This window comes from Microcoleus sp. AS-A8, assembly GCA_039962225.1.
Lineage (GTDB): Bacteria > Cyanobacteriota > Cyanobacteriia > Cyanobacteriales > Coleofasciculaceae > Allocoleopsis.
This window is the reverse complement of the sequence record JAMPKV010000001.1, coordinates 579,220-593,085: the sequence shown is the minus strand read 5'-3', so window position 1 is coordinate 593,085 and position 13,866 is coordinate 579,220. Positions and strand designations below refer to the sequence as shown.

General features: G+C 47.9%; 8 protein-coding genes and 1 pseudogene. 3 read left to right on the top strand and 6 right to left on the bottom strand.

Translation table 11 applies throughout. The features are described 5' to 3' along the window. Positions 1-245 precede the first annotated feature (245 nt). A complete protein-coding gene (locus NDI48_02240) occupies positions 246-2,384 on the top strand; it encodes a thioredoxin domain-containing protein (protein MEP0830020.1) in 2,139 nt (712 codons plus the stop codon). A gap of 12 nt (positions 2,385-2,396) precedes the next feature. Here NDI48_02240 and NDI48_02235 read toward each other — a convergent pair whose 3' ends face one another. From NDI48_02235 to NDI48_02225, 3 genes are all read right to left on the bottom strand, one after another. Beyond that, complete coding sequence (locus NDI48_02235) at positions 2,397-4,073, bottom strand: penicillin-binding protein 2 (GenBank protein ID MEP0830019.1); 1,677 nt, start codon at positions 4,071-4,073, stop codon at positions 2,397-2,399. A gap of 145 nt (positions 4,074-4,218) precedes the next feature. Continuing rightward, on the bottom strand, positions 4,219-4,743 hold the full coding sequence (locus tag NDI48_02230; protein MEP0830018.1) for a hypothetical protein: 525 nt from the start codon (positions 4,741-4,743) through the stop codon (positions 4,219-4,221). 128 nt (positions 4,744-4,871) lie between these two features. Continuing rightward, positions 4,872-7,121: a GAF domain-containing protein gene (locus tag NDI48_02225; protein MEP0830017.1), complete on the bottom strand. Its 2,250-nt coding sequence runs from the start codon at positions 7,119-7,121 to the stop codon at positions 4,872-4,874. Between the two features lie 1,017 nt (positions 7,122-8,138). Here NDI48_02225 and NDI48_02220 point away from each other — a divergent pair. Together NDI48_02220 and glgB are read left to right on the top strand one after the other, a co-directional pair. Then, positions 8,139-8,429, top strand: coding sequence for a hypothetical protein (locus tag NDI48_02220; GenBank protein MEP0830016.1), 291 nt, complete (start codon positions 8,139-8,141; stop codon positions 8,427-8,429). A gap of 299 nt (positions 8,430-8,728) precedes the next feature. Continuing rightward, positions 8,729-11,032: a 1,4-alpha-glucan branching enzyme gene (glgB, locus tag NDI48_02215; GenBank protein MEP0830015.1), complete on the top strand. Its 2,304-nt coding sequence runs from the start codon at positions 8,729-8,731 to the stop codon at positions 11,030-11,032. Between the two features lie 564 nt (positions 11,033-11,596). Here glgB and NDI48_02210 read toward each other — a convergent pair. The 3 genes and pseudogenes from NDI48_02210 to hpsC form a co-directional block, all read right to left on the bottom strand. After that, a pseudogene (locus NDI48_02210) lies at positions 11,597-11,740 on the bottom strand (prepilin-type N-terminal cleavage/methylation domain-containing protein). 384 nt (positions 11,741-12,124) lie between these two features. Beyond that, positions 12,125-12,799 (bottom strand): prepilin-type N-terminal cleavage/methylation domain-containing protein, encoded by a 675-nt coding sequence (locus NDI48_02205; GenBank protein ID MEP0830014.1) that lies wholly within the window; start codon positions 12,797-12,799, stop codon positions 12,125-12,127. 60 nt (positions 12,800-12,859) lie between these two features. After that, positions 12,860-13,849 carry a hormogonium polysaccharide secretion pseudopilin HpsC gene (gene hpsC, locus NDI48_02200; GenBank protein ID MEP0830013.1) on the bottom strand — a complete coding sequence of 330 codons (990 nt, stop codon included), beginning with the start codon at positions 13,847-13,849 and terminating at the stop codon, positions 12,860-12,862. Positions 13,850-13,866: the final 17 nt, after the last annotated feature.

The window sequence follows — 13,866 nt, the reverse complement described above, 5'->3', positions numbered from 1 at the left end:
AACCCTCGCCGGGTATGGACGTGGCTTCCCAAACTCACGATTGAGAATTGCTGCCTCCTGGGAAAGGTAAACGAACAAATATCGCCTCGTTTCTAATGGTGTCACAGGCTGTTAGGTCTTCGTTACTCAAAAAACGTTTCACTGCAACTTCTCTACCTTTCACCAGAGGGCGGCTGAATCCACCACGATAGACTGACAACAGATATTCTCGAAGTGCATCTCCTCCCTAGTACCGAGCAGTAGTCATGAGCAATCGTCTTGCCCACTCTCAAAGCCTTTATCTCCGTAAACACGCTGAAAACCCCATTGATTGGTGGCCTTGGTGTGATGAAGCCTTGGAAACAGCAAAGGTGGCTAATAAGCCAATTTTTCTTTCGATTGGGTACTCTAGTTGCCACTGGTGCACGGTGATGGAAGGAGAAGCATTTTCTAATGCCGCGATCGCCGAGTTCATGAACGCCAATTTCCTGCCGATTAAGGTAGACCGGGAAGAGCGACCGGATATTGATAGCATTTACATGCAGGCGTTGCAGATGATGACGGGTCAAGGCGGTTGGCCTCTGAACGTTTTTCTCACTCCTGATGAGCGGGTGCCGTTTTATGGTGGCACCTACTTTCCTGTGGCACCCCGCTACGGACGCCCCGGATTTTTGCAAGTGCTGCAAGCGGTTCGTCGCTTCTACGATCTAGAAAAAACCAAGCTTCAAACTTTTAAAGAAGAGATTCTCACAAACCTCCAGCAGGTGAGTGTCCCTCCTGGAGGCGAACCATTGAGCGAAGACTTGCTAGAGCGTGGGATCGAGACGAATACTGGTGTTGTCAGTGCCGCTAGCTATGGCCCCAGCTTCCCGATGATGCCTTATGCTGAACTGGTACTGAGGGGGACTCGGTTTAAGTTTGAGTCTAAATATGATTCTTTTCAAGCGGCGCGATCGCGTGGATTAGACCTGGCAAAAGGTGGCATTTACGATCATGTGGCAGGTGGGTTTCACCGTTACACGGTTGACGCCACATGGACGGTGCCTCACTTTGAGAAAATGCTCTATGACAATGGGCAAATTGTTGAGTATCTGGCGAATTTGTGGAGTTCAGGCATCACCGAACCTGCGTTTAAACGAGCGATCGCGGGTACTGTCCAATGGCTCAGGCGGGAAATGACCTCACCTCAGGGGTTCTTTTATGCCGCTCAGGATGCCGACAGCTTCAGTGAACCCCATGCGGTTGAGCCAGAGGAAGGGGCGTTTTATGTCTGGAGTTATGGGGAATTGGAACAACTCTTAACCCCTGAAGAGTTAACGGAACTCAAGCAGCAATTTACAATTACAGCCGAGGGCAACTTTGAAGGGACAAACGTTTTGCAGCGCCGTCACTCCCAGGAGTTAAGTGAGACGGTTGAAGCTGCTTTAGCTAAACTGTTTGCCGTGCGTTATGGTTCAAAGCCCGATGTCTTAGACACGTTCCCACCCGCCCGCAATAATCAGGAAGCGAAACGGAATGATTGGCCGGGTCGGATTCCAGCGGTAACCGATACAAAAATGATTGTCGCCTGGAATAGCTTGATGATTTCTGGTTTAGCGCGAGCGTACAGTGTATTTCATCAGCCAGAATATTGGCAATTAGCCGCAGATGCAGCTCAGTTCATCTTAAATTACCAATGGGTGCAGGGACGCTTCCACCGACTCAATTATGACGGTCAACCCTCAGTGCTGGCGCAGTCTGAAGATTACGCCCTGTTTATCAAAGCGCTGTTGGATTTGCATCAAGCGAGTTGGTCAGTGAGCAGGGCGCACCTGGAAAGTTCAAACCAACCTTCTAACCATCAACCTTCAAATCTTCAACCTTCTAACATTCAACCTTCCTACTGGCTAGAGAAAGCGATTCGGGTGCAGGAAGAGTTTGATGAATTCCTGTGGAGTGTGGAATTAGGAGGGTATTACAATGCCGCTAGTGATGCTAGTGGTGAGTTGTTAGTGAGGGAGCGTAGCTATGCTGATAATGCCACCCCCTCGGCGAATGGAATTGCGATCGCCAATCTGGTGCGTCTGGCTTTGCTAACGGAAGACCTCCAGTACCTCGATCAGGCAGAGCAAGCTCTGCAAGCCTTTAGTCGGGTGATGAACCAGTCTCCCCAGGTGTGTCCCAGCTTATTTACGGCCTTGGATTGGTATTGCCACTGTACCCTGATTCGCTCTAGTGATGATTTCCTGACTTCCCTGAGTACTCGCTACTGGCCAGCCAGTATCTTTCAATTAGAAACCCAATTACCCCAAGATGTAGTGGGTTTAGTCTGCCAGGGACTCAGTTGCAAAGAACCAGCCTATACGGTTGAGCAGTTGTTAGAGCAAGTGCAGCAAAGTCAAACCAGAGCCTCGGAGGTGGATTAAGCTAATCGCCATTTAGTTTGTCGGCTCTATGGGCTGACTGGGTGGGATGCGTTCAATGGAAATCAGGGCTTCGACTACAGACTTAACAATGGGCGCTGTCACGGTTGAACCAAAAGCCTCTTTGCCTTTGGGGTCATCAACCACGGCTAATACGACGTAGCGAGGAGACTCTACGGGAAAAATACCAACAAAGCTGGTGATTTTGGCATTTGAGTAATAGCCGCCTGTGGGACTGGCTTTCTGAGCCGTACCTGTTTTCCCAGCAATTCGGTAACCCGGAATTTGGGCATTTTTTCCAGTGCCCTGAGTGACGACATTTTCCATCATCTCAATCACCGCCTGGGTGGTTTTTGGGGAGAAGATGGATCGTGGTGCTGGGCGGCGGGGTTGCCAGTGGAGTTGTCCTTTACTATCAAATAGCCCCTGAACAACATGGGGAGTCACGAGCTTGCCCCCATTAGCTAAAGCGGCGTGCATCTGAGTGAGTTGAATGGGGGTTAACGAAAAGCCTTGACCAAACGAGGCTGTTGCCGCATTAACAGGCCCCGCCGTAAATCGCCGCTCACTTTTGAGCTGTCCTGCGGTCTCGAAGGGCAAATCAATCGCCACTTTTTGCCCCAAACCGAGCCTTTCTAACCAGCTATAGTAAGCCTTCGACTTCATCTGTTGGATGATCCGAACCATACCAATATTGCTGGAGTATTCCAGAATCTTACTAACACTGATGAGGCCATGACCCCCTTTGGATTCAAAGTCAAAGTTGGCAATCTGCCACTGTCCAAACTGAATTTGACCCGTATCGTTAAACATGTTGTCGGGTTGAATCGCACCGGCCTCTAAAGCGATCGCGACGTTTAAAGGTTTGAACGTCGAACCGGGTTCGTACAGATCTGAAAGCGCCCAGTTCTTAAATCGACCCACATCAAACTTCGAGTACTGGTTGGGATTATAGGTTGGCTCTGTCGCCATTGCTAACAGAGAACCATCCCGGACATCCATCACAATCACACTGCCCCGATCCGCACCAAACTCCTCCATTTTTTGCTTCAGGGCAAAGCGGGCAGCCCTTTGCAGGCGACTGTCGAGGGTTAATTGCAACCGCAAGTCATCAAAGTGCAGAAATCCTTCAGGAACATGGTCAGGCATCAGTGCGCCATTGCCGGCGCGGCTGAGTCGGAGCGTGCGAACAGCTCGTTCGAGTACATCCTCCTGAGAATACTCCACTCCGGCCTGTCCCCGGTGATCGACATTAACATAGCCCACCACATCTGCCGCTAAATCCTGCTGCGGATAAAGACGAGAGTATTGTTGAATCAGCTCTAGACCATTAGCTTGAAGCCGAGCCACCTGATCTGCTACGTCTTCGGTTAAGGCATAACTAAGCCGAATCCCACTCTGTTTTTGATTGAAGCGCTTCTCTAAATCGGTTGAGGACTTGCCCAGAATTGGAGCGAGTAATGCCGCCATTTCCCCCTTAGACATTTTGAACAGCTTAGGGTGGGCATATAGGGTGTATGCAGGGCGATCTGTGGCAAGCACATTACCGTTCCGGTCAACAATCGAACGCCGGGGGACAAAGGGACGCAGATACACCATCTGCTGCCGACGAGCTCGTTCCTCCAGCACAGGCGCTTGCGTGACTTGCAATCGATACAAATTGACTAAGATACCCAGACCCGCTGCCATCATCAATCCCCAGACCAGCAGCAGTCTGAAACGTGGTACTTGAGACGAGTTTTGAGTTATGGGGGGTCACCTCCCGCTGAGCCGTCTTGAGTTTTGAGCTGGATGGCTCGTTGAACTCCAATATCCTAAGTGATCGCTTCTGGAAATCCTAGTAGCCCAACGGCGTCTTGCCCCCGGGTTCTGGGTCAGCACTTCTCATGGGAGATTCATTGAATGGGCGCTGGGGCGCTGAGGGTAGATAAATTGTATTGGCTTGGCTAGGAGCCACCAGACCTGTAGCGGGTCTTTCCGCTTGTTGAGCCAACTGATCTTTCATGACGGCGTTCGCTGTTGTCAGTTGCCGCTCCTGGCGTTGCAGAGCTTCTAGTTTACGATAATCTTGCGTCCACTGCTGCTGGGTGTAAACTGTCCAGGAATAAATCGTCAGAGTCGTGGTCACCAGGAAGAAGGCCATCAGGTCAGACCCACGCTGCAAAACGAGTAACGAGGATAGCCAAATCGGTTTTGGCTGTTGGGATACATTGAGCTTTTCGACCTTCTGTCCAGCCGTTCTAGACGGCATACTGGTCACGCTTGAAGAGAGGGCTACTTTGGGTTGCGTTACCTTGGAGTGAGTAGCTGATCGTCTAGACCGACGGGGTTGAGGCAAAACTGAGCGTTGGGCAGCATTCATAACATGTTTCGCAGTTTTTCGTTGGGATGATAGCAAATAACGATTCGTTATCTGCTAACTCGTTATTGGCTCATTACTTAATAATGGAACCCATCCTAGCATCAGCAGTTGGTCGTGGTCGCTAATGATTATAGGTTGGGTATTGAGGACTGGAGGCTGGGTAATGAAGTCTGGGGACTAGGATTCTTTCCCATGTCTACTCTCCAATCCCTGTTTCCTAATCCCGGATCTCCTTCTTGGTCAGATTTCATGGGTTTGGGATGTCTCACCGGAATTTCCAACAGGAACTCTGCGCCTTGACTGAGTCCAGATCTAACATCTAATCGACCATGGTGTTGGTTGACAATGGTTTGATAAGTGACCGTTAGTCCCAATCCTCTACCTTGACCCACTTCTTTGGTGGTGAAAAACGGCTCAAAAATCCTGGGCTGAATTTCTGGTTGAATTCCTAACCCATTATCTCGGATCGCAATCTGCACTCGCCCCATATCTCCGATTTCAATGCTGGGTAACCATTTCGTCTGCACTGTGATGACTTTATGATCGTTAGGCGAACGCTTGAGTGCTTCCATCGCGTTCGTGAGAATGCACAGGAAGGCTTGATTAATCGGCTTTGGGTAACACTCCACGGGCGGTAAGTGGTCATAGGAACGCTCGACCTGGATCTCGCTATTCATCTGGCTGTGCAGAATCAATAGCGTACTCTCTAACGCGGCATTGAGATCGATAACTTTCAGGGGGGCAACCTGGCTACCCGCAAATTTTTGTAAAACCTGAACGATCTCATGAATTCGCTCGGCTCCAGATTCCATGGATTTGAGAATCTTGGGCAAATCTCTGAGTAAAAAATCCATATCGGTTTCCTCCGCCAGATGTTGGATGTGGGCGGCAGGCTGAGGATAGTACAATTGGTAAGCTTGTACTAATCGAATCAGGTCACGCACGTAATTTTCTACATAGGGGATGTTGCCGTAGATAAAGTTAACCGGATTATTGATTTCATGAGCCACCCCAGCTACCATTCGACCTAAACTCGACATTTTTTCGCTTTGGATCAGCTGGGTTTGCGCTAATCGTAGTTCTTCCAGCATTTCCGACATTTTTTGGGCTTGCAGTGCGCTTTCTCTAGCTTGTTGCTGGGTACAGGCATACAGATAGGCTTGTTGTAAGGAAATGGCGAGTTGATCCGCTACGGACTGGGCGAGTTCTTGGTCATTCTTTGACCAATCGCGGATCTGCGAACACTGATTGAGATAAAGCAGGGCTTGGAGTGTACCGTTAGCTTGTACGGGCATCACTAGTGAGGATTTGATCTGTGCTTTTTGGTACTCAATGTTGTTGGCACCAATCCGTTCATCTTGGGTAATGTCGGGAATCATCACCAGTTGCCGATGTTGGATCACCCACTGCGTGATCGGTCCTGTTAGGTCAAAGTCATCTATGGAGGGGGAAAAGGGCGGACGGTAAACTTCATACAGATGTTTCCGTCGGAAAGCATCACCCTTTTGACTAGTGAGAAGACATTCGGGTTGGTATTTACCTAGATCTGGGTTGTGCGGGTTCTCGACGAGATGAACGAGACACCGATCAATTTGCAATGCCTCCAATAGCTGGGCGATCGCTTCGGTTAAGATGGTCTCGATGTCGAAACTTTGACGGGTTTGGTTGATAATATGATTGAGCAAGCGTTCGCGAATCGCTTGTTTTTGGGTCTGTTCATAGAGCTGCGCTTGACGGATTGCAACTTCTAACGATTCGGCGATCGACTCTAAAAACTCTATTTCTGCCGCCGACCAACGGCGAGGTTGCTTTGAAAGACAGGCCATGAACCCAATCCCATCTTCTTTACCTGTGACGGGAATCAGTAGGTTCGCCTGATAACCTAAAACTTGTCTATCCGCTTGAGAGTCATTTTCCGGGAAATCATGAGGCGATTGATTCCCCTGGTTCTGCCTATTTTTTCCGTGCTGTCTTAACACTTGTTTTAACCAGGGAGGTTTTCGCAGAACCAAACGTAACAATCTTCCCTGGGGGGCTACCCTACCGTTCTCCATCATCAGCTTACCCGTAGCGACAGCAGAGGCGACAGCTCCAAAGCTTTCTAGGGGATAGTAGCCCAAAAGAGAGTAAGAGTGCGAATCGTGGGTGCGTTCACAGACGACTCTGATCTGCTGTGTATCCTTGAGATACCATAAAAAAATACAGCTATCTAATTTGAGCAAGGTTGCGACTTCATCCACCGCCGTTTGCAGGACTACTTGCAATTCCAGCGAATTTCGGATGCGATCCACGATTTTCCTTAAGAGCGCGGCTTGTCGTCCAGGGGACTGGCTCAAGGTTTGCAGAAATTGAAAAGCCTGATTGACAGTAGGGAACACAGTGCCTCGCTTGATCAATACCCCACACCCATCTAACTAAAGAGGGTAGCCGTAGAAGCTTATCCCCCTTCTTTCATGATGGGAGGAAACGCCACACCAGAAGAAGGTGTAAGTGAGAGAGAGGGTGATAGGGAGTATTCGTTAAGACTCATTTCCAAAAGTCTTTGGATTTCTCCTCCTGCTTCCTCAAGTCTCTCACGCCTTTTAGGCCGAGGGAGCTTTACCTCTAAATTTTAGGCAGATATTAGGCCGATATCAGAGGCCCAAGTTTGAAATCATCCTAAAAATCCCTTGGCAACAGGCTATCTTTGAATGTAATCATATTGTGTTTTCCCGTAAAGAACTGTATTTACATTTACGCTCCGCAATACTTTTGGGGAGTTGAGCAAGTTGTGCAAGGGGTTACCGTGCTGGTCATTAAGCCCATCGGACACTTACAATAATCAGGGCCTGGGCGAAGGCATGGCGTAAAAAACAATTCTTCATGCTAAAACAGTAGAATTGAAATGGGTCTTCGTAACATTCTTTTAACGTAGCCCGTGAAAAAAAGAGGAGTGTATGAATAAAAAATTAATGGGTTTGGTTCTCTTACTCACTTTGGCCACCACTTTGGGAGCCTGCAATTCTAGCGAGGGCGGCTCTGGAGAAAGTCCTTCACCGGGAGGCGCTCCAGCTGAGTCGAGCCCATCGCCCAGCTAACATAGAAGCGTTCTGGTGGGATAGATTTGGCTGTACGTGCTTAGCCAGTCCCCTCGCGAAAAGCGTTGGTCATGCTTGGTACGTCAGCAACATAACTATCAAGAGAATCGCGATGGCTTATTAAGGGAAGAAAATTTACTTCTTACACTGTTGCGACATCCAGACAGTCTGTCGGGTGTCGTATTTTACTTGGCTGCCCAGAAAATCGCTCCGTTAAGAGCAAATTCATGGATCAACTCTTATCCCTTAAAGGCTTCTTACCTCTAAAGAAAGGTTAAAAGTAAAGCTTTAACCTAGCATTACCCTTCTCGATGACCCATGACCCAATTCAGATTCCTATCTCTTTTGTGGGGGATCACCGTTGTTACAAGTCAGCCGGCGGTGTGTCTACCTCCCTCGGATGAAGTGCCCGAAGAGGTATTGAGAACCGAGATTATCACTGAAGCGCGATCGCCAGTCGATGGCAAACCCTTAACCGCAGCCGAATATGCCCAGCTAAAAGCCCAGTTGGCAGAACGCTCATCTCCCCCCCAAGTCAGCCCAAACATTCGACAGTTGATTTTCTTGCTCCGTCTGCGCCAGCTATTCCGAACAGTGACTCCTTTGTAACAAATACCTGTGGAAACTCTATGGGGTAAGGTTTAGATTTTCATACGATACTCTCTGCATCAATCACTTCCCTAAGTGAGGCAGAACTGACCAAAAGCAGAATGGTATATACTAGCTTGGCTCAGGTTTTCTTGAGCCGCTTAATTGCGAGAAATCTGTCTCTAGCAGGTGCGGCTAGCCGCTTAGGGAGGTTTATTTTATCAAGTTGAAGAAAAATGTGTAGAAAAAAACAAAAATATATATAAATATTAAAGTTATTATAACGCTCTGGCTCTCTGTTGATTGAGGTAGATAACTTGATGTCCCTAACGATCGCCCCCGAACAAATTGACCGTATTGTTTGGAACCAACATCACGATCCGTTTGAAGTCCTAGGTCCCCACCGATTTGAGCAGGATGGTAAGACTGGCTGGGTAGTACGGGCTTATCTACCGAATGCAGAAGCCGCGTGGGTAGTTTGTCCAGAAGAAAGGATGGAATACCCTATGCATGCGGTGCATCATCCTCACTTCTTTGAAGCCAAAATTGAGGCACCGGCTCTGGCGAACTATCAGCTACGGACTCAGGAAGGAGAGCATGAGCGGGTACTCTACGACCCTTACGCCTTCCGCTCCCCCCTGTTGACAGATTTTGACCTGTATCTATTTAGCGAAGGCAATCATCACCGCATCTACGAGAAACTGGGGGCGCACTCAGTAGAAATAGAGGGTGTTAAAGGTGTCTACTTTGCCGTATGGGCACCCAATGCTCGCAACGTCTCGCTTTTAGGCGATTTTAACTACTGGGATGGGCGTAAACACCAAATGCGTAAAGGTTCTACTGGTGTTTGGGACCTGTTTATTCCCGGAATCGGTGTTGGGGAGCACTATAAATACGAAATCAAAAACTATGACGGTCACATCTACGAAAAATCAGACCCCTATGGTTTCCAGCAAGAAGTCCGACCCAAAACAGCATCGATCGTTACAGACCTGAATGCTTATAAGTGGAATGATGCTGAGTGGATGGAACAACGGCGTCATACCGATCCTCTGACTCATCCGATTTCTGTCTATGAAGTTCATTTGGGTTCCTGGCTGAATGCCTCCGCCGCAGAACCGCCTCAGTTACCCAATGGTGAGACGGAACCAGTAGTTTTGGTTTCGGAACTAAGACCTGGAGCGCGTTTCCTCACTTACCGCGAACTGGCACATCGGCTGATTCCCTACGTTAAAGAGTTGGGATTCACTCACGTTGAGCTGTTACCCATCGCAGAGCATCCTTTTGATGGTTCCTGGGGATATCAGGTCACAGGTTATTATGCCTGTACCTCCCGCTTCGGGACACCAGAAGACTTTATGTACTTCGTTGACGAATGCCACCGCAACGGGATTGGGGTGATTGTGGACTGGGTTCCCGGTCACTTCCCCAAAGATGGTCACGGTTTGGCATTCTTTGATGGTACCCATCTTTATGAACATGCCGACCCTCGTAAGGGTGAGCATAAGGAGTGGGGCACGTTGGTGTTCAACTACAACCGCAACGAAGTCCGAAACTTCCTGGTTGCCAACGCTCTGTTCTGGTTCGATAAATACCACATTGATGGGATGCGGGTGGATGCTGTCGCTTCCATGCTTTACCTCGACTATTGCCGCAAGCCTGGAGAGTGGGTCACCAACCAGTACGGGGGTCGCGAGAATATTGAGGCGGCGGATTTCCTGCGCCAGACGAATCATGTGATTTTTAGTTATTTCCCCGGTGTCCTCTCAATTGCAGAGGAATCTACAGACTGGCCGATGGTGTCTTGGCCGACCTATGTAGGAGGTTTGGGCTTTAATTTGAAGTGGAACATGGGCTGGATGCATGACATGTTGGACTACTTCCACATGGACCCTTGGTTCCGTCAGTTCCACCAGAACAATATTACGTTCAGTATGTGGTATCACCACAGCGAGAACTACATGCTGGCGCTTTCCCACGACGAAGTCGTCCACGGCAAGAGCAATATAATCGGTAAGATGCCAGGGGATGAGTGGCAGAAGCTTGCCAATGTGCGTTGCTTGTTTACCTATATGTTCACTCACCCTGGTAAGAAAACGCTCTTTATGAGCATGGAGTTTGGTCAGTGGAGTGAATGGAATGTCTGGGCTGATTTAGAGTGGCATTTGTTGCAATATGAACCACATCAAAAGTTGAAGCAGTTTATCACTGACCTGAATCAGCTTTATCGCAGCGAACCGTCTCTTTATTCGCAAGATTTTGCTCAAGAGGGATTTCAATGGATTGATTGCAGTGATAATCGCCATAGTGTGGTTTCATTTATCCGTCGTTCCAAAGATACTGGGGAGTTTGTGATTGCAGTCTGCAATTTCACACCTCAGCCTCATAGTCACTACCGTGTGGGTGTTCCAGAGATGGGATTTTACACGGAACTGTTTAATAGTGATGCCCGTGAGTACGGGGGTAGCAATATGGGGAACCTTGGCGGTAAATGGACGGATGAGTGGTCATACCACAATCAGCCTTACTCGTTGGATTTGTGTTTACCACCATTGGGGGTATTGATTCTCAAGATCAATCGTGAGAAGACTCAGGCGGCGCTACAGCCAAATTTTAACGAGTAGGAGTTAGCTAGGGTGGGTTACGGCTGCGCCTAGCCCACTCGATGCCTGTTATCCTCTTGAGAGCGATGCGTGACGCTACGAAATGAGTATCCAACAAAATTCAGGCGATCGCTCTTCGAGTTGGGTGATTATTTGACATCAATAACAAGACTTCTTGCGGATATTGGGCTTAGGATGCTCTTTCCCAGTTCGCACAGTTCCTATGAGGGTGGAAACGTACACACAGCGTTTAAGCTTCCTGCTATTTTTTGTGCTTAGGGTTATCTGTCCGAGTTGCCCATCGGTGTTGCCGATGTAGTTAAATTGGACTCGCTGAACGCCATTCTTTTTGTCTGTATATAAAGTCGTCTCTGGAGCGTCGAGTTGAAGCTGGGGTGCTAAACTCTGCCAGTTGGCGGCAGTAGGGTTAACACTTTCTGGATGAATCGCCCACTGAACAGTTGTCTTTCCCTTAATAGATATTTCCCGAACGCTGAATTGCCAGGTTACTTTTTGGTGCATGGCGTTGCTTTTTGTTTCCTGCATGGCTTGGTAAACTTGGCTTTGGGCAGTGTTGAGACTCTGGCGGTTGACGAAACTTGACCAACTTGGCGCAGCGATCGCAGCCGAAATCCCGATGATTGACGTTACAATCATGGTTTCCAGGAGCGTAAATCCAGCGGTTGATAGAGAGGCGGTTCTGCTGTGATTACGTGTCTTTGCTTGCATTGATTATCACCCTGAGCAAACGATTTGGTGAGCAGAATTGATTAACCTGAAAAGCAGGTTTTTGAATTTCCTTTATTCAGATTTAATTCGATTGTTGGCAAGTTAAACAGCGTAAAAACTCTGAAAAACAAAAAAGCCCCAATCTCAAAAAATCAGGGTTTTCTCGGATGTATTTGTATGATGTGTAGTTAAATGAAGTACAGCGTAGGGGCGAATGGCGATTCCACAAAAAATTTGCCTAAGTCCTGAAATGGCAAGGCAAAAAAACTATAGGGCACGAAATTGTCGTGCCCCTACTCGGAAAAACTTATTCTATGTAGAGTAAGTCCTGGCCCTCCCTACTACTGGCGATGAATAAGTAGTAAGTCAATGTGAACTCGCCGCCTAGTTCTTACACTCAGCTCCTTTGCCTGTTTTGAGCGACCCTAAAAGGGATTTGACTTTAACACAGCGCATTGTTGATTCAATATAACCATTACCATTGCTGGCAGCTACTGCAATTGTTAAATCTGTCTCCGGATCTGACGAGCCTCTGTACAAAGCACCGAAGTAGTCAAAGCTAATCATCTTCTTAAGAGCCGAATTATCGGTTGTAGGACTCAAATTACCCAAAGAAGGACTAGAACCTGCCTTCTGGTTGTGACCATCGGCTAGGTTACTACCCAGTACAACTTGCCCTGGTTTGAGGGCTAAATCCTTGCCCAAACTTCTCCATTCAGCGTCGCTAGGAGTAGTGCCAGTTTGATAAACAGCGATTGCAGGAACATCATCTTTAGTTCCAAAGGCAACGCTGTAGCTTAGTTTTCTGCTTTTAGCCAGATTCTGTGCTTCCTGTAGCGCTCTGAGGACAACTTCGTTAGCCGCACTCACCCGGCGCTGGTTGATGAAGCCAAGCCAACCCGGAGCGGCGATCGCTGCTAAGATACCGATGATGATCGTTATGACCAACAGTTCTATTAATGTGTAACCCGAATCTCCTGGGTAGGAAGAGTTATTAATTGCGGGTATTTTTTGTACAAGGTGGGTTCTAAGTTTCAATAAGAAAGCTGTTTTTTTCATAATGCCCTGCCGTTAGATATATGCCAATAGTCGCTGTGATGTTAACCAATAAAAAATGCTTTAACTTTTCTGATTGATTTTGAATACACCACGCCCTTGTACTTGGATACGGACTGTAGGAAAGTAGGTTGCTACAGATTTGTCACTACTATATTGAGGTGGGTTTGGTGTTTTCAGTTGAATACGAGCTAGGCTGTTTCCTCGAATGGAGATTTGTGCTGTGGTGTTTTCAACGTCCACACAAGCCAAAAAGCCAGCTGATGCAGGGGTTACTGGAACTTTCGAGGCTGTAGTTAGGTCATAACCCGTGGGTAGTGGATCTCTCTTGCGTGTTATGGGTGGACACCACGGAGTATTGGCGGGAAGGGGGGTGTGGTCAATATAATCAATCAAGACTTCAGGAGCTTTTGCTCCCGCAGTAGACGCACCATAGGGCCATGCGTTCATACTATCTTCTTCAGAAGCAGCGAATTCGGGGTTGAATAACACAAAACCATTGTCTTTAGGTTGGATAATTCTTTCCACATTAGGATTACTTGGATCCTTAACCTTTACCGCATCTCTTAATTGAACTCTCTGAATTCGAGCTGTACATGACCAAGTACCGCTAGCACAGGTATTATCACTCTGGGTTAGGTAGTAGACAACGAGGGAATAAACAAAGGCATCATCATTGCCCTTGGGTGTATCTATAATGTCCTGAATAATTTGCCGCTTCCAAAAGGCAAGAACAGGAACGCTGTTAGCCACAGTTGGCAGGCTTGCCTGAATCTTCCCAAGTCCATAGCCATCATAGATATAAACCGCTTGCTCTACATCTCTAGCTATATAATCAGCGGCGGCTTGAAGCTCTTGTTCGGAATTCGCTTTTGCTTGTTCTTGCCGATCTGTTTGTAATAGATTAACCATGAATCCTAACAAAGGTATAATCACCAAAAATGCCAGGATCATACCGACTAGCAGCTCGATCAGGGTAAAGCCACCATTTTTTTGAACTGGCTGAGTCGTTCTGAATTTGTAGGTTAGGAATAATTGAAGTAGTTTAATCATGATGTGCTTTACCCTTG